Source organism: Actinomyces sp. W5033 (assembly GCF_051303165.1).
In genome coordinates, this window is the sequence record NZ_JBPPGD010000001.1 from 188,380 (window position 1) to 204,228 (window position 15,849).

General features: G+C 70.9%; 14 protein-coding genes and 1 tRNA gene. 9 read left to right on the forward strand and 6 right to left on the reverse strand.

What is annotated here, in order from left to right; translation table 11 throughout:
• The first annotated feature begins 36 nt into the window (after nt 1–36).
• The 4 genes from scpB to der all read left to right on the forward strand — a co-directional run bounded on the left by scpB (nt 37) and on the right by der (nt 5,154).
• A complete protein-coding gene (gene scpB / locus ACSJJR_RS00825; RefSeq protein WP_435941757.1) occupies nt 37–648 on the forward strand; it encodes an SMC-Scp complex subunit ScpB in 612 nt (203 codons plus the stop codon).
• On the forward strand, nt 645–1,670 hold the full coding sequence (locus ACSJJR_RS00830) for a pseudouridine synthase (protein ID WP_435941615.1): 1,026 nt from the start codon (nt 645–647) through the stop codon (nt 1,668–1,670). The genes scpB and ACSJJR_RS00830 overlap by 4 nt, the downstream gene beginning before the upstream one ends.
• The gene (locus ACSJJR_RS00835; protein ID WP_435941616.1) at nt 1,667–2,845 is read left to right on the forward strand and encodes a prephenate dehydrogenase; all 1,179 of its coding nucleotides are present in this window, start codon (nt 1,667–1,669) and stop codon (nt 2,843–2,845) included. Before ACSJJR_RS00830 ends, ACSJJR_RS00835 begins: the two co-directional genes overlap by 4 nt.
• Before the next feature lie 131 nt (nt 2,846–2,976).
• Nucleotides 2,977–5,154 carry a bifunctional cytidylate kinase/GTPase Der gene (gene der, locus ACSJJR_RS00840; RefSeq protein WP_435941617.1) on the forward strand — a complete coding sequence of 726 codons (2,178 nt, stop codon included), beginning with the start codon at nt 2,977–2,979 and terminating at the stop codon, nt 5,152–5,154.
• 54 nt (nt 5,155–5,208) lie between these two features.
• Here the strand turns inward: der and ACSJJR_RS00845 are convergent, their stop codons facing one another.
• Nucleotides 5,209–5,610 carry a hypothetical protein gene (locus ACSJJR_RS00845; RefSeq protein WP_435941618.1) on the reverse strand — a complete coding sequence of 134 codons (402 nt, stop codon included), beginning with the start codon at nt 5,608–5,610 and terminating at the stop codon, nt 5,209–5,211.
• A gap of 135 nt (nt 5,611–5,745) precedes the next feature.
• On the opposite strand from ACSJJR_RS00845, the gene ACSJJR_RS00850 reads away from it, so the two are divergent.
• Nucleotides 5,746–6,141, forward strand: a complete 396-nt coding sequence (locus ACSJJR_RS00850) for a VOC family protein (RefSeq protein WP_435941619.1) — start codon at nt 5,746–5,748, stop codon at nt 6,139–6,141.
• Nucleotides 6,142–6,205: 64 nt separating this feature from the next.
• Nucleotides 6,206–6,952 carry a helix-turn-helix domain-containing protein gene (locus tag ACSJJR_RS00855; RefSeq protein ID WP_435941758.1) on the forward strand — a complete coding sequence of 249 codons (747 nt, stop codon included), beginning with the start codon at nt 6,206–6,208 and terminating at the stop codon, nt 6,950–6,952.
• A gap of 298 nt (nt 6,953–7,250) precedes the next feature.
• Here the strand turns inward: ACSJJR_RS00855 and ACSJJR_RS00860 are convergent, their stop codons facing one another.
• From ACSJJR_RS00860 to ACSJJR_RS00870, 3 genes are all read right to left on the reverse strand, one after another.
• Nucleotides 7,251–8,561 (reverse strand): pentapeptide repeat-containing protein, encoded by a 1,311-nt coding sequence (locus ACSJJR_RS00860; protein ID WP_435941620.1) that lies wholly within the window; start codon nt 8,559–8,561, stop codon nt 7,251–7,253.
• Nucleotides 8,562–8,628: 67 nt separating this feature from the next.
• The gene (locus ACSJJR_RS00865; protein ID WP_435941621.1) at nt 8,629–9,090 is read right to left on the reverse strand and encodes a hypothetical protein; all 462 of its coding nucleotides are present in this window, start codon (nt 9,088–9,090) and stop codon (nt 8,629–8,631) included.
• Complete coding sequence (locus tag ACSJJR_RS00870) at nt 9,091–10,203, reverse strand: pentapeptide repeat-containing protein (protein ID WP_435941622.1); 1,113 nt, start codon at nt 10,201–10,203, stop codon at nt 9,091–9,093. It lies immediately after the preceding gene.
• Between the two features lie 186 nt (nt 10,204–10,389).
• Here ACSJJR_RS00870 and pgi point away from each other — a divergent pair, with 186 nt between their 5' ends.
• Complete coding sequence (pgi, locus tag ACSJJR_RS00875) at nt 10,390–12,045, forward strand: glucose-6-phosphate isomerase (RefSeq protein ID WP_435941623.1); 1,656 nt, start codon at nt 10,390–10,392, stop codon at nt 12,043–12,045.
• Nucleotides 12,046–12,173: 128 nt separating this feature from the next.
• Nucleotides 12,174–12,250, forward strand: a tRNA-Pro gene (locus ACSJJR_RS00880).
• Nucleotides 12,251–12,411: 161 nt separating this feature from the next.
• On the opposite strand, the gene ACSJJR_RS00885 is transcribed toward ACSJJR_RS00880, so the two are convergent.
• Together ACSJJR_RS00885 and ACSJJR_RS00890 are read right to left on the reverse strand one after the other, a co-directional pair.
• A complete protein-coding gene (locus ACSJJR_RS00885; RefSeq protein ID WP_435941624.1) occupies nt 12,412–13,068 on the reverse strand; it encodes a DNA-3-methyladenine glycosylase I in 657 nt (218 codons plus the stop codon).
• Nucleotides 13,069–13,121: 53 nt separating this feature from the next.
• Entirely contained in the window at nt 13,122–14,900 is a 1,779-nt protein-coding gene (locus ACSJJR_RS00890; RefSeq protein ID WP_435941625.1) for a glycoside hydrolase family 2 protein, read from the reverse strand.
• Nucleotides 14,901–14,970: 70 nt separating this feature from the next.
• On the opposite strand from ACSJJR_RS00890, the gene ACSJJR_RS00895 reads away from it, so the two are divergent.
• Nucleotides 14,971–15,801 carry an aldo/keto reductase gene (locus tag ACSJJR_RS00895; protein ID WP_435941626.1) on the forward strand — a complete coding sequence of 277 codons (831 nt, stop codon included), beginning with the start codon at nt 14,971–14,973 and terminating at the stop codon, nt 15,799–15,801.
• Nucleotides 15,802–15,849: the final 48 nt, after the last annotated feature.

The following is a 15,849-nucleotide window of genomic DNA, read 5'->3' on the forward strand; positions in this document are numbered from 1 at the left end:
ACCGAGGTCTTCTTCGAGCAGGCCAGCCTCAGCGCGGTGCCCGACGCCCAGCTGCGGGCCGCCGCCGAGGCCGTCCTCATCGTCGCCGACGAGCCCGTGACCACCGCGGCCCTCGCCGAGGCCCTGGGCACTGACGAGCACGAGACCGAGGCCCTGCTGGAGTCGCTGGCCGCCGAGTACGAGGGGCGTGGCGGCGACCCCGCCGTGGCGCCGCGTGGTTTCGTCCTGCGCCGGGCGGCTGGCGGCTGGCGGCTGGCCTCCGCACCGCTGTTCCACGACCTCGTCGAGCGCTTTGTCGTGGGTGGCGCCACCTCGCGCCTGTCACAGGCGGCGCTCGAGACCCTGGCCGTTATCGCCTACCGTCAGCCCGTCAGCCGGGGGCGTGTCGCCGCGGTGCGAGGTGTCAACGTCGATGGCGTCGTGCGCACGCTGCACGCCCGCGGTCTCATCGAGGAGGCCGGGCAGGAGCCCTCCGGGGCGCACCTGTACCGTACGACCCGCGAGTTCCTCGAGTTCCTCGGGCTCAACTCCCTGGACGAGCTGCCCCCGCTCGCCCCCTACCTTCCCGACGCCTCCGCCCTCGCCGAGATCGACGACGAGGCCGGGCAGCGCGCCGCCGACCCCACCCACCGCAGGAGCCCCGCATGACCCCCACCCGCCGTGACCGGCGACCCACGCGTCCCGCCCGCCGTCCGGGCACCGACCGCAGTGAGTCCGACCTCGTGCCCACCGGCGCGCTCGGTGCTGAGGAGTTCTACGACGACGACGACCTCGAGGAGCTCGACGAGCAGGCCGACGCCGGGCTCCTGGCCCGATTCGACGCCGAGGCCATCGGTGAGGACGAGGAGGCCGCGATCCTCACCGCCCGCCACCACTCGGGCCGTGGGGGAGAGGCGGATCCCCACGTCGAGCACGGCGAGCGCCTCCAGAAGGTCCTGGCCCACGCGGGCGTGGCCTCGCGGCGCGCCTGCGAGAGCCTCATCGCCTCCGGCCGTGTGAGCGTCGATGGCGTGGTCGTCACGGAGGTCGGGGTGCGCGTTGACCCCCTCGCCCAGGAGATCCGGGTGGACGGCACCCGCATCCTCACCAACCCCGATGTCATCACCGTGATGCTGCACAAGCCGGCCGGGGTCGTCACCACCATGGAGGACCCTCAGGGCCGTCCCACGGTCGCCGAGCTCGCTGACCAGTACGTCACCGAGCACGCTGAGGAGATCGAGCACCCCGAGTCCGTGCGCCTGGTGCACGTCGGCCGCCTGGACGCCGAGACCGAGGGTCTCATCCTGCTGTCCAACGACGGCGAGCTCGCCCACCGGCTCATGCACCCGCGCTACGAGATCTCCAAGACCTATGTCGCCATCGTCGAGGGCGAGGTCGAGCACTGGGTGCCGCGCAAGCTTAAGCGCGGCATCGAGCTTGAGGACGGGCCCGCCCAGGCGGACAGGGTCGTCGTCAAGGACTCCGGGCCGGCCGGATCCATCGTCGAGATCACGCTCCACTCGGGGCGCAACCGGGTCGTGCGGCGGATGCTCGACGCCGTCGGCCACCCGGTGGTGCGTCTGGCCCGCACCCGCCTGGGCCCGCTGACCATCGGCTCCCTCAAGCCGGGGCAGATGCGCCGCCTCACCGGCGATGAGGTCGCCGCCCTGCAGAAGGAGGTCGGGCTGTGACATCGGGCGCCGTGCCACCGACGAACCCTCATGCCGTCGTGTCAACCACCGGTCCGGTGCTCATCGTCGGCACCGGCCTGCTCGGCACCTCCCTCGCGCTGGCGCTGACCGCCGCCGGCGTCGAGGTCCAGCTCGAGGACACCTCACCGACCTCCCTGGCCCTCGCCCGCGACATGGGGGCCGGGAGGGTCCGCGGGGCCTCCAGCCCCGAGCCCCGGCTCGTCGTGGTCGCCACCCCACCCGATGTCGCCGCCGACGTCGTGCTGCGCTCGCTCGACGCGCACCCCGGTGCCGTCGTCACGGATGTCGCCAGCGTCAAGGACCGGGTGCGGGCGGAGGTCCTCGCCCATGCGGGCGAGCACGCGCGCCGTTACGTGGGCTCCCACCCCATGGCGGGCCGTGAGCGCTCCGGTGCCGCCGCCGCCGACTCCGACCTGTTCGTGGGGCGCCCGTGGGTCATCGTCGCCGAGGGCGCCGGACCCGACGCCGAGCTCGCCGTGCGCAACCTCGCCGTGGACGTCGGCGCCACCCCCATCCGCATGGGCGCCACCGAGCACGACGCGGCGGTCGCCGCCGTCAGCCACCTGCCCCAGCTCATGTCCTCCCTGCTGGCGGCCCGCCTGGAGACGCTGCCCGAGAGCGCCCTGGCCCTGGCGGGGCAGGGGCTGCGCGACACGACCCGCATCGCGGCCTCGGACCCGCGCCTGTGGGCCGCGATCCTCGTGGGCAACGCCGGTCCCGTCTGCGAGCTGCTGCGTCAGGTGCGTGGCGACCTGGACACCCTCATCCGGGGTGTCGAGCAGGTGGCGCTGGATCCCGACGGCGAGCAGTATGCCGCCCACGGCGGGGTGGAGACGATTGCGCCGGGTGCCGTTGGGGCTGTCGTCGACGTCATGGGACGGGGTAACGCCGGGCGTGCGCGCATCCCGGGAAAGCACGGTGGCGCGCCCAGCCGCTACGCCGAGGTCCAGGTCCTCGTGCCGGATGCCGCTGGCTCCCTGGGCCGCCTGTTCTCGGACGTCGGGGAGGCGGGTGTCAACATTGAGGACTTCTCCATGGAGCACTCCGCCGGCCAGAGTGTGGGGGTGGCCGTGCTGTCGGTGGTGCCCAGCGCCTCCCAGGCGCTGGAGGAGGCCCTGGACGCGCGCGGCTGGCGGGTCGTCGTGGTGGGCTGAGCCGGGCGCGCCGGCGCACGGGCGTGCACGATCTCATGGGCGCCGCAGCGGGTGATGCCCGTGGCGTCATGGCAGGCTTAGCCGCGGATCGTCATCGCACCCCGCCCGGGGTGCCCAGCAGGAGGCCACCCATGGGAATTGTCGTCGCCATCGACGGACCGAGCGGATCGGGTAAGTCCACCGTCTCCAGGCGCGTCGCCGCCGAGCTGGGCCTGGCCTACCTCGACACCGGCGCCATGTACCGCGCCGCCGCCTGGTGGTGTGAGCGCACCGGCATCGACCTGGGCGCCGACGACGTCGAGGCCGGGGCCGTCACCCGCGCCGTCGAGACGATGCCGCTGGAGATGGGCCTGGACCCCGAGGCCCCCGGCGTCGTGTGCGACGGCATCGACATCGCCGAGGCCATCCGTGAGCCGCATGTCGCCGCCGTCGTCTCCACGGTCGCCACGAACCTCGACGTGCGTGCCGAGATGGCCCGGCTCCAGCGCGCCATCATCCACGCCGAGGCCCGGGGCGCCGCCTCCTCCTTCTCCGGCGGGGCCGGCATCGTCGCCGAGGGCCGTGACATCACCACCGTCGTCGCGCCTGACGCTGACGTGCGCCTGCTCATCACCGCCAGTGAGGAGGCCCGCCTCGCCCGCCGCGCCGGGGACCTGGAGGCCGCCGGCAAGGACGTGGACGCCGCCGCCCTGCGCGACCAGGTGCTGCGCCGCGACCGCGACGACGCCACCGTCTCGCAGTTCCTCACCGCCCCCGAGGGCGTCACCCTCGTGGACACGAGCGACATGGACCTGCCCGAGACCGTCGAGCACGTCATCGACCTCATTGAGACCGCGGTGGATGAGGTGGCCGCCCGCGACGCCGAGGACGAGCTGCGCGCCCAGGCCCTGCGCGCCGGGCTGGAGGACTACGAGCTCGACGAGGAGGACCTGGCCCTGCTCGAGGGCGGCGAGGTCCCCCAGGCCGAGGACGGCCTGGACTCCGGCCTTCCCGTCCTGGCCGTCATTGGACGGCCCAATGTCGGCAAGTCCACCCTCGTCAACCGGGTGCTGGGCCGACGCGTCGCCGTCGTCCAGGACACCCCGGGTGTCACCCGCGACCGTGTCTCCTACCCGGCCGAGTGGGCGGGGCGGCGCTTCACCATCGTGGACACCGGCGGCTGGGAGCTCGACGTCGAGGGCCTGGACTCCGCGGTCGCCACCCAGGCGGAGGTCGCCGTGGAGATGTCCGACGCCGTCATCCTCGTCGTTGACGCCACGGTCGGCATCACGGAGACCGACGCGCAGGTGGTGCGCATGCTGCGTCGCAGCGGCAAGCCGGTTGTCCTGGCCGCCAACAAGGTCGACTCGCCCGCCCAGGAGGGAGACGCCGCCGCCCTGTGGAACCTGGGGCTCGGCGAGCCCTACGCCGTCTCGGCCCTTCACGGGCGCGGCTCGGGTGAGGTGCTCGACGCTGCCATGGCGGTCCTGCCGGAGGTCTCCGCCGTCGCGGGGCCCAGCCCCGAGGAGGGGTCCTTGCACCGCATCGCGCTCGTCGGGCGGCCCAACGTGGGCAAGTCGAGCCTGCTCAACTCCATCGCCGGCAGCCAGCGCGTTGTCGTCAACGAGCTCGCCGGCACCACCCGCGACCCCGTGGACGAGGTCATCGAGCTCGACGGGCGCCAGTGGCTGTTCATCGACACGGCAGGCATCCGCCGCCGCGTGCGCCAGACCCGCGGCGCCGACTACTACGCCGTGCTGCGCACCCAGGGGGCGATCGAGAAGGCGGAGGTCGCCGTCGTCCTCCTCGATGCCTCTGAGCCCGTGAGCGAGCAGGACGTGCGCGTCATCCAGCAGGTGGTCGACGCCGGGCGCGCCCTCGTGCTCGTCAACAACAAGTGGGACCTGGTGGACGAGGACCGCCAGAAGATGCTCGCCTGGGAGACCGAGCACGACCTCGCCCACGTCGCCTGGGCGCCGCACATCAACCTGGCGGCCCGCACCGGCTGGCACACGAACCGGCTCGTGCGCGCGCTCGACGCCGCCCTGGAGGGCTGGACCACGCGTATCCCCACCGGACGGCTCAACGCCTTCCTGGGGGAGATCCAGGGCGCGACCCCGCACCCACTGCGCGGCGGCAAGCAGCCGCGCATCCTCTTCGCCACCCAGGTGCAGACGGCACCGCCGCGCATCGTCCTGTTCACCACCGGCTTCCTCGACGCGGGCTACCGCCGCTTCATCGAGCGCAGGCTGCGCGAGGAGTTCGGCTTCGTCGGCTCCCCGGTCCAGATCGGGGTGCGGGTGCGCGAGAAGCGCGATCGCAGGCGCTGAGACCGGCGGCGGGCCTGGGACGAGGCGACGCTGCGCCCGTTGTCAGGCAGCTGCTCAGAAGAACAGGATGCTGGCAAGGAAGGCGGGCACTGAGACCAGCGCGGTGACGATGACGGCCAGCCAGGCGTCCGCGGACGACGGAGGCGGGGTGTGCCCTCGCGCCCGCCAGAACCTGCGCACGGTACGCAGCTGCCAGACCAGGAGCAGCACCATCCCGATGGCCATGACGATCGTGATGGGGTTGTAGACGGTGGTCGTCGTCGTGCAGTGCCACGGGCGAGCACAGTCGCCGGGGACGGTCCGCACGTTCCTGCTGGCCATGACGAGCGCCGCCAGGGCCTGACAGGCCATGACGGCGGAGATCGCGGCGACCACGAGGAGGGTCGTGTGGCGCGGGTGGCTCGCAGGCTTCACGGGGCCGGGCTGCGACGAGGGCGACGGGGTGGTGGGGACCATGCGGGCACCGTAGGCCCGGTCGTGGTCCCCGGCCATGGGGACACCGGTCCTGAGAGCGCCGACGACGCCGGGCCCAGCGGCCGGTCCAGGACGGGGCTTGAGCCTCACACGGTGGCAGGTCCTACGGTGGGGCACATGATCGACCACATCTCGCTTCCCGTCACTGTGCCCGCCGTCTCCACCGACTTCTACACCCAGGCGCTGGCCCCGCTCGGCTACACCGTCGTCATGGAGCTGGGGCCCGTGCGCGCCCTGGGGGCCGCGGGGGAGTCGGGCCAGGCCGCCCCCGAGCTGTGGCTCGTGCGGGAGCAGCGGCCCACGACCATCCACCTGGCGCTGGCGGCCGCGAGCCCGGAGCAGGTGGACGCCTTCCACGCGGCGGCGCTGGCGGCGGGCGGCCGGGACAACGGCGGCCCCGGCGAACGCGCCCACTACCACCCCGGCTACTACGCCGCCTTCGTCCTGGACCCCGACGGTCACAACATTGAGGCCGTCTGCCACAACGGCCCCGTGGGGCAGGTGCCGGCCTGAGATACCTGAGGGTCGGCCGGCACCCGCCGGTCGGCTCAGGCGGGGGAGCCGGAGTCCTGGGCGGCTGAGCAGTCAGCCGCTCAGGCGGCGCCCCTGCGAGCGCATCGTGCACCTGCTGCGCTGGGTGTGGCTACCGCGCTGGGACCTGCCCGCCGAAGAGAGACTCGCCCAGGAGGTCCTGCCCTTCCCGGCCTCGAACCTTGTCGTCGAGCCCACCGGAACGAGTCTGCGCGGCCCGACGACGGGCGTGTCCACGCGGGTGCTCGAGGGAAGCGGGTGGGCTGTCGGGGCACTGCTGCGGCCCGCGGGTCTGAGCGGCCTCGGGATCGGGCCCGCCTCGATCCGTGACAGCGGGTGTCCGTTTCCCGATGCCGCTCTGTACTCCGGTGTTGTGGAGGCCATGGGGTGTGCGAACCCGGATGAGGGCAGGCGGCAGGCGGCGGAGCTCATGATCGCGTGGCTCGCTGAGCGTGCCGGGGACCCCGACGCCGCCGCCCTGAGCGCCAACGACCTGGAGGACCTTGTCGCGGGGGAGCGGTCGATCGTGCGGGTCGAGCAGCTGGCTCAGCGCCTGGGCATGTCGGTGCGCGGTGTCCAGCGGCTGACACAGAGGTACATCGGGCTGGCACCGCTGGCGGTCATACGTCGCTACCGTCTGCAGGAGGCGGCGCTGAGGCTACGTGAGGAGAGCGGATACTCCATCGCCGAGGTCGCCGCCGACTTGGGCTATGCCGACCAGGCGCACCTGAGCAGCGACTTCCGCAAGGTGCTCGGCCTGAGCCCCGGCGCGTACCGGGACAGGCACGACTAGGTGCTACGAGATGTCACCGGGCTCGTCCTCGGGAGAGGGGCGCCCGGCCGACGCCGTGCCATGATGGCTGGGTTGATCCAGCGGACATGAGGCAGAATCCACCCACGAAGAACGAGGAAACTGAAACCATCGTGGTGTCGAGCATCGTCATCCCGACCTTTGGCATCGCCGGAGTGTGAGCGACCGTGTGGGCCATACCGCAACGGCTGGGCCGGGCAGCCGAGCCCGGTCTCGGGGAGTCCAGTCCGTCCTGCGCAGAGACAGTCTGCCGGGAGCTATCCGCCCAGCGAAGGATCGTCTAGGAGCTACCAGCGGCATCGGAGGGCTTGTCCGGCTCGGGGGAGCCCTCCTCGATGACCTCTCCCTTGTCATTACAACGAGCCCACCGGGCGCCTTCCGGCAGTCCGGTCTCATCATCCACTAGCTCGCGTGGAATACCAGTCGGTCCTGCTGATCGGTTGAAGGTCGCGCGCTCTAAGTGGGCGTCGTAGTTGAAGGTCGTGTCCCAGAAGCTGGTGTTGGCGTTGAAGGTCGCACCCCAGAAGAAGGTGTAGGTGTTGAAGGTCGCACCCCAGAAGTTGGTGTTGGCGTTGAAGGTTGATTCCTGGAAGCTGGTGTTGGCGTTGAAGGTCGCACCCCAGAAGAAGGTGTCGGCGTTGAAGGTTGATTCCTGGAAGCTGGTGTTGGCGTTGAAGGTCGTGTCCCAGAAGCTGGTGTTGGCGTTGAAGGTCGCGCCCCGGAATGTGACGTGGGCGTCGAAGGACGCACCTCGGAAGATAGCGAAGGTATTAAACGTCGCGCCCTGGAAGGACACGTCGGACGCCAACGTTACGCCTGTGAAATTCAAGGATTCAGTGATCACGGCGTCGTGAAGGCCAATGGTGCAGTCGCACCAGAGTTGATCGTCGTCGACGTCCTGAGTGACCGCGCCGTGAGTGTCCGTCTTTTCTCGGCGCTTGCGCAGATGCCTGCTGAGAACCTCCAGGACAGTAGACTCGACAGCGCCATCGTTGCTCACGTACACCTTCTCGGATGTGGTCTCGCCATCCTCAGTGTTCGTGTCGGTGATCGTCTCCCATGTCCCGCGCGGCGTCCGCAGGTAGCCGCAGAGGATGTTGACGACACGCTGCCGGTAGCCGCCGCGGTAGGTGTCGGCGACGTCGGCGAGGGCGTACACCCCGGCGATCCTCACCTGCGGGGATTCGCTTCCCAGCTGCTGCACGGCGTTGAGCAGCTTCTGCTCGGCCTTCTCCTGCTCGATGTCCTTCCTGGCAAGTTCTGCGGCCCTCTCGGCGCGCTCGGCGCTGGCACGCTCGCGGTACTTGATGACGAGGTATCCGGTTCCTCCGATGCCACCGATGGTGGTCAGCGACACCTTGACGATGTCCAGCGGGCCAGCCTTGTCACCAGCACTTCGCCAGTTCGTCAGCCACCGCTGCCAGGACCAGGACGGACCCTCTCCCCAGAGCCACCCCAGCACTGTGAACACAGCGAGCGCCAGCACCACCCACAGGAGAATGGTCCAGAAGAGCGGCCAGGATCCGACATGGGATTCCGTGGAGCGGTTCCTGTTGGACGTGTCGGCCTTCTCACCGCGCTTGCTGCTCACGACCGCATGCTACCGATCATCGGGTCTCCGGGTGCCGCTGCGGCTGGCGCTAGGTGTGGGTACTCCGCTAGGCAGGGAGCACCTCGACGACGTTGCCCTTGTCGTCGAAGCGCGCCCACGAGGCGCCCGGGGGCAGGCCGGTCTTCTCGAGCCCCAGGTCCGGTGGGAAGGCGATGGCGATGCCCGGATCACGCCTGGCGCGGTCGTTGAACAGGCAGTCGGTCATGGCAGCGCCAGGGGAGAACCCCGTGTCAAGGAAGACGGCGTCGCCCGCGAAGGACGCGCCCTTGGGCTCGCCCCCGTAGAAGCACGCCTCCTGGAAGTACGCACCCCGGGCGAAGACCGTCCCCACCAGGTCCGGAGGTGCGTCGAAGCTGGTCCATTTGAAGTAGCTGTCACCCTGGAACCGGGCGCTGCGGAAAGAGATCGCGTCCTCGAAGACGGCGAACGCGAAGACAGCGTCGTAGTGGAACAGCGTGTTCGAGAACGATGTCGTGGCACCGAACATGGCGTTCTCGAAGGTGGCCATCTACCGGAACTCGGCACCCGACAGGTCGGCCGTGTCGTGGAAACGGGCCCCGAGGAACACGATGTCGTCGCTCAGGCGAGCGTTCTTGAACGAGGCCCTGCCCATGAAGTCCGTCTCCCTGAACAGGCAGCCGCGAGCGAACTGGGCGTCCTGGAAGGTTGCGGCGGCGTCGAAACGGGCTCCCCAGAACTCTGCCCGCTCCCGGAACGAGGCGCCCGCGAAGGAGACGGTTCCATGGAACCAGGCACGAGTGAAGTCGGCCAGGAGGAAGGAGGTGCGGGTGAAGTCCGCACCCTCGAGAAGCCTCGCGTCGCGCAGACTCATCTTGCCGTTGATCGTCAGGTGGTCGAAGTCGACCCGTTCGGCCAGGATCGCGCCGTCCAGGTTGAAGCTGCATTCGCACCACAGCTGATCGTCCTCGACCTCCTGGGTGACGGCCTCGCAGGCCCCGGTGGCGTCGCGACGCCGTCTCAGGTGCCTGCGCATCTCCTCCAGCACCAGGGACTCAACAGGCTGGTCGAGACTGACGAAGGTCGTTGTCGGCCCCACCCAGTCGGCCCCGCCCGACGTTTCGACGTCGTACGTGTAGGACCCTCGCTGGCGGCGCAGATAGTCGCACAGGGCATCCACCACACGCTGCCGGTACGTCCAGCGGTAGGTGTCGGCCACCTCGATAAGAGCGCGGACTCCCTCCAGCTTCTGCTCGACCAGGCGCCCGGACAACTGCGCCATCGCCGCCTCGAACCGGTGGTCCGCCTCCTCGGCCTCGGCCGGGGTGAGCCCACTCGTCATCATGAACTGCTGCGTGCCCGCCCACCGGCGCAACCTGATGAGGAGGAACCCGGAGACCACGACGACGAGCACCGTCGGCACGAGCACCATGAGGGTGTCCAACGGAGTCGCGGGGGCGCGCTCGCCCTGCCACGCGGCCAGCAGACGCTGCGACGTCCACAGTCCGCCATCGCCGGTGACCCATCCCGCGAGCGTGAACGCAGCCAGGACGACGGCCGCCCAGACGAGGACGGCACGAAGGAGAGGCAGGCTCCCGAACCACAGGGCCACCCGATGAGCCAGGGGCTGTCCTGCTCGTGGCTCGCTACTACTCGTGGACATCTGTGTCCCTTCCTGTGCGCTTACTGCCGGCACCGGCATCGTATCGACCGTGCGCCCGCCCGGCGGCGCCCGGCCGGGAGCGGGACCGCCCGTCGGCACGGACCCGGCCGCCCACGCCAGAGGACAAAACGGACTGACGACGGCGACCACGGGACGGTGCTGGGGACTCGCCGCTAGGCTACGAACATGCTGACTCCGGTTGACCCCACCACCACACCCGCCTGGACGACCCTCACCAAGCTGCACGCCGACCTGCGGCCGGACCTGCGCACCTGGTTCGCCCAGGACCCGCAGCGCGCCGAGCGCTTCTCCTACGAGCTCGGCGACCTCTTCGTTGACCTGTCCAAGAACCTGCTGACCGACGAGGTGCGTGACGCCCTGGCCGCCCTGGCCGAGCAGGTCGACGTGCCCGGCCGCCGTGACGCCATGTACGCCGGCGAGCACATCAACGTCACCGAGGACCGGGCCGTCCTGCACACCGCCCTGCGCCGCCCCGCCACGGACGCTCTCGCCGTCGACGGTCAGGACGTCGTCGCCGACGTGCACGCGGTGCTCGAGCGCGTCTACGCCTTCGCCGAGCGCGTGCGCTCGGGCCAGTGGACGGGTGTGACCGGCAAGCGCATCACCACGGTCGTCAACATCGGCATCGGCGGCTCCGACCTCGGCCCCGTCATGGTCTACGAGGCCCTGAGGCCCTACGTCCAGGACGGCCTGGAGTGCCGCTTCATCTCCAACATCGACCCGGCGGACTGCGCCGAGAAGGTCAAGGACCTCGACCCCGAGACCACCCTGTTCATCATCGCCTCCAAGACCTTCACCACCCTGGAGACGCTGACCAACGCGCGCATGGCCCGCGACTGGTTCCTCACCGCCCTCGAGGCCAAGGGCATCAGCACCGAGGGCGCCATCGCCAAGCACTTCGTCGCCGTGTCCACCGCCCTGGACAAGGTCGCCGCCTTCGGCATCGACCCGGCCAACGCCTTCGGCTTCTGGAGCTGGGTGGGCGGGCGCTACTCCGTGGACTCCGCCGTCGGCACGGTCCTCGCCGTCGCCATCGGCCCGGACGGCTTCCGCGACTTCCTCGCCGGCTTCCACGCCGTCGACGAGCACTTCGCGACCAAGCCCCCGGCCGAGAACGTCCCCATGCTCATGGGCCTGCTCAACGTCTGGTACGTCAACTTCTTCCAGGCGGCCACGCACGCCGTCCTGCCCTACGCCCAGTACCTGCACCGCTTCCCGGCCTACCTGCAGCAGCTGACGATGGAGTCCAACGGCAAGAGCGTGCGCTGGGACGGCACGCCCGTGACCACCGCCACCGGTGAGGTCTTCTGGGGTGAGCCCGGCACCAACGGCCAGCACGCCTTCTACCAGCTCATCCACCAGGGCACCCAGCTCATCCCCGCGGACTTCATCGCCGTGGCCACCCCGCAGCACCCGGTCAAGGACGGCGAGGTGGACGTGCACGAGCTGTTCCTGTCGAACTACCTCGCCCAGACGGCGGCCCTGGCCTTCGGCAAGACGGCCGAGGAGGTGCGTGCCGAGGGCACGCCCGAGGAGATCGTCCCCGCCCGCGTCTTCGCGGGCAACAGGCCGACGACGTCGGTCCTGGCCCCGGCGCTCACCCCCTCGGTGGTGGGCCAGCTCATCGCCCTGTACGAGCACATCACCTTCACTCAGGGCATCGTGTGGGGCATCGACTCCTTCGACCAGTGGGGCGTTGAGCTGGGCAAGAAGCTGGCCCTGGAGATCGCCCCGGCCGTCCAGGGCGACGAGGCGGCCCTTGAGGCCCAGGACTCCTCGACCCAGCAGCTCATCCGCCGCTACCGCGCCGAGCGCCGCTGAGGGCGCACCGGGGTCCCGGCGTGCCGGTTGGTGGGCGGTGACGGGGGTCACCGCCCACCGATTTCGGCCCTGAGCCTCTCATGGGCTAAGGTTCTTCTCGTTCCAAGCGGGCGGTGTCCGCGAGGCAACGGGCTGTGGCGCAGTTTGGTAGCGCACTTGACTGGGGGTCAAGGGGTCGTGGGTTCAAATCCCGCCAGCCCGACCAGGAAATAGACGAGCGACGCCCGGGCCTCCACGATGGGGCTCCGGGCGCCGCTCGTTGCTGTTCGGCAGTCAGTGCCCGTGGGTGACCAGTCCTAGGTAGAAGCCGAGCACCCGGCGGGCGCTGCTGTGGGCCGCCGCGGTGCTACCCGGTGCTCGACGGCGCTACTCGCAGCCCGGTGCCCCGCCCTGGAGGGCACTGACGGCCTGGCGCCGCCAGGAGCCGACCAGATGGGTGTTGACCAGCCCGATCGCCTCCATGAGCGCGAAGACCGTCGTCGGGCCGACGAAGCGGAACCCGCGCCGTTTGAGCTCGCGGGCCAGCGCCTGCGACTCGGCGCAGCGGGTGGGCACCTGCGCGAGGGTGCGTGGCGCCAGAGCGGTGGCCGGCCGGTAGGACCACACCAGCCCGGCCAGACCACCCTCGACGTCCTCGGCCTCACGCAGGGCCAGCGTGGCCCGCGCGTTGCTCACCGTCGCCTCGATCTTGGCCCGGTTGCGCACGATCCGCGCGTCACCCAGCAGCCGCTCGACGTGCTCGGGGCCGAAGGAGGCGACGACGTCGGGATCGAAGCCCGCGAAGGCCTCGCGGAAGGCCGGGCGCTTGCGCAGGATCGTCACCCACGACAGCCCCGACTGGAAGGCCTCCAGGCTCACACGCTCGAAGACCCCGCGCTCATCGCGCACGGGCACGCCCCACTCCGTGTCGTAGTACTCGCGCAGCAGCGGATCGGTGGCTGCCCACACCGGCCGCCACAGGCCGTCCTGCCCGCGCACGAGGTCGGCGCCACGAGGGCTCGACGGCTGAGGGGCACTGCTCACGGCACCATTATCGGCCCGCCGGCGGGCCCGCCCAGGTTCCGGCAGCGAGCCGTCTAGGACGCCAGCGCCGACCGGAAGGCCTCCTCCAGCTCGCCGTTGAGCAGGGCCATGAGCGAAGGCTCCACCTTCGTCACCTCGCGGTCGTAGGTCATCAGGCCGTTGGTCTCCCGCTCGACGTCACTGACCTGCGTGTACGTGCAGGCCGTCAGGCCACGGCGGGCCAGGGGGATGAGCTGCTCTCGGTACAGGCGCGTCATCGCCTCGGCCAGCGCCCCGGCGTCGGCACTGAATCCGTAGCCGAACTGCGGCTCGTCACGCCACACGTGCCCGGGCACGGCCAGGTTGAGGCCCCCGAGCTCGGACAGGTAGTACGGGCGGCGGTCACGCCGCGGCGCCGGACGCAGCCTCAGCACGTAGCGGTGGCGTGAGCGCAGGTCCCCGCCACCCTGGTCGAACCAGCCGGAGACGGCGTCCACGAGGCGGGTGGGGTCCAGGCGCCGCACTGCGGCCTCGGCCAGACGGCTGTCGAACTGTCCCCACCCCTCGTTGAAAGGCACCCACATGATGACGGACGGGTGGCAGCGCAGGTGACGCACCATTGCGGCGAGCTCACGCGCGAACTGCGCCCGGTCCGCCGCCCGGCCGCGCCCGGTCCACTGGTGAAAGAGCCTTGAGCGGTCCGGGACCGTGAGTCCCAGCGCCTGGACGACTCCTGAGGCGCGGATACCTAGCGGTGCCCGGCCGCCGGAGACCATGTCCTGCACCACCATGAGCCCCAGCCGGTCGCACAGGTGGTAGAAGCGGCGGCTCTCGACCTTGGTGTGCACGCGCACCGCGTTGAAACCCATCTTCTTGAGCGTGCGCAGGTCGCGCTCGATCGCGTCCTCATCGGGCGGGGTCATGCCCGACGATGGCCAGTACCCCTGTGACAGGGGCGCGTTGACGAGCACCGGCTCCCCGTTGAGCAGGACCCTGCGGTTCCTGCCGCTGCCGCCCTCGGGGCCCACGCCCACCGAGCGCAGGCCAGCCCAGCTGGACACCTCGTCCTCGTCCACGCGCACCCTCACCCGGTACAGGGCGGGGGAGCGGGGGCTCCACAGCTGCGGCCGCTCGACCGGCACCCGGGTCCAGGTGCCGGTGCGCCCCGTCGTCACGGTCTCGTCACCGTCGGCAGACACCAGGGTCAGCTCGCAGCGCGTGGGCCCCACACCGTCGGTGTCCACCCGGACCCTGAAACCGTCGAGCCCGGGCAAGGGCTCCACCCGCAGGCCGGTGACGGCCACCTGCGGCAGCGGCTCCACCCACGTCGTGCCCCAGATGCCGGAGGTCGCCGTGTACCAGATCGTCCGGGGTGACAGCACCTGCTTGCCGCGCTGGACGCAGGCCGTGTCCGTCGGGTCCGTCACCAGCACGACGAGCTCCAGGCCACCGCCCGCACCGTCCGGGCCGCCGGAGGTCTCCTCGGGGCCGAGCACCGCCTCGACCGGCAGGTAGCCGCCCACGTGCTCTGCCACGACCCGGCCGCCCACCCTCAGCTGGCAGGAGTGGTCCACCGCGCTGAGCACAAGGCGCAGGCGCCGCCCGGCCCACGAGCCGGGGACCGTGAGCCGACGGCGGTACACCAGCGTCTCGTCCGGCTGAAGCTGGCGCGACACACCGGAGTCCGGGGTCTCGATGGCGAAGGGCACACGGACCGGCTCCCACCCGTGGGCGGGCAGGTCCTGGCGGTCGAGGTCGGCGCCGGGCAGGACCACGTGCTCCCACCAGCCGTCGAGCAGCACGGACTGCGCCCTCTCACACATCGGGTCCGGGTGGCGGTGCTCAGCGTCCATGTCGCTCCTCACGGGGGATGGGGTGCCCATGCTATGTGGCGTCGGCCACGTCAGCCCGTAGGCTGAGTGCATGAGCAACGACCTGCACCTGCCCGCCATCGGCATGGGCACCTACAAGCTGTACGGACGCCAGGGCGGCCGGGCCGTGACCTCCGCGATCGAGGTCGGCTACCGGCTCATCGACTCCGCCTTCTCCTATGAGAACGAGGCGGTCGTGGCCGAGGCGGTGGCGCGCGCCGTTGACGAGGGCCACGCCGCGCGCGAGGAGCTCATCATCACCTCCAAGGTCCCCGGGCGCCACTTCGGACGCGACCGCGCGCTGTGGGCGGTCGAGGAGTCCGCCGCCAGGATGCGGGCCCTGGGCCCCATCGACCTCTACCTCATCCACTGGCCCAACCCCGCCCAGGACCGTTACGTCGAGACCTGGCAGGCTCTTATCGAGGCACGTGAGCAGGGTCTCGTGCGCCACATCGGTGTGTCCAACTTCCTGCCCGAGCACATCCAGCGCCTCGAGGACGAGACCGGTGTCCTGCCGGCCGTCAACCAGATCGAGTCCCACCCCCGCTTCCCCAACACAGAGCAGGTCGCCTACGACGCCTCGCGCGGCATCCTCACCGAGGCCTGGAGCCCCATCGGACGCTCCTCCGACCTGCTGAGCGACCCGGTGGTTCTCGCCGTCGCCCAGGCCCACGCCATCACGCCCGCCCAGGCGGTCCTGGCCTGGCACGTAGCCCGCGGCGTCGTCCCGATCCCGAAGTCGAGCAGCCCCGGCCGCCAGGTCGAGAACCTGGCGGCCGCCGGGCTCCTCCTCACACCCGAGGAGGTCGCCGCCCTCACGGCGCTGGGGCGCAGCGGCGGGCGCCTGAAGGGACAGGACCCCGCCGTCTACGAGGAGATGTGATCCTGCCCCGGCACCTGCCGTGCGGGCCGACGGCGGGGGAGGATCACC

Coding starts and splice junctions, on each gene's coding strand:
- ACSJJR_RS00830 (WP_435941615.1), top strand. CDS start 645: ATGACCCCCACCCGCCGTGACCGGCGACCCACGCGTCCCGCCCGCCGT.
- der (WP_435941617.1), top strand. CDS start 2,977: ATGGGAATTGTCGTCGCCATCGACGGACCGAGCGGATCGGGTAAGTCC.
- ACSJJR_RS00845 (WP_435941618.1), bottom strand. CDS start 5,610: ATGGTCCCCACCACCCCGTCGCCCTCGTCGCAGCCCGGCCCCGTGAAG.
- ACSJJR_RS00850 (WP_435941619.1), top strand. CDS start 5,746: ATGATCGACCACATCTCGCTTCCCGTCACTGTGCCCGCCGTCTCCACC.
- ACSJJR_RS00865 (WP_435941621.1), bottom strand. CDS start 9,090: ATGGCCACCTTCGAGAACGCCATGTTCGGTGCCACGACATCGTTCTCG.
- ACSJJR_RS00870 (WP_435941622.1), bottom strand. CDS start 10,203: ATGTCCACGAGTAGTAGCGAGCCACGAGCAGGACAGCCCCTGGCTCAT.
- pgi (WP_435941623.1), top strand. CDS start 10,390: ATGCTGACTCCGGTTGACCCCACCACCACACCCGCCTGGACGACCCTC.
- ACSJJR_RS00890 (WP_435941625.1), bottom strand. CDS start 14,900: ATGGACGCTGAGCACCGCCACCCGGACCCGATGTGTGAGAGGGCGCAG.
- ACSJJR_RS00895 (WP_435941626.1), top strand. CDS start 14,971: ATGAGCAACGACCTGCACCTGCCCGCCATCGGCATGGGCACCTACAAG.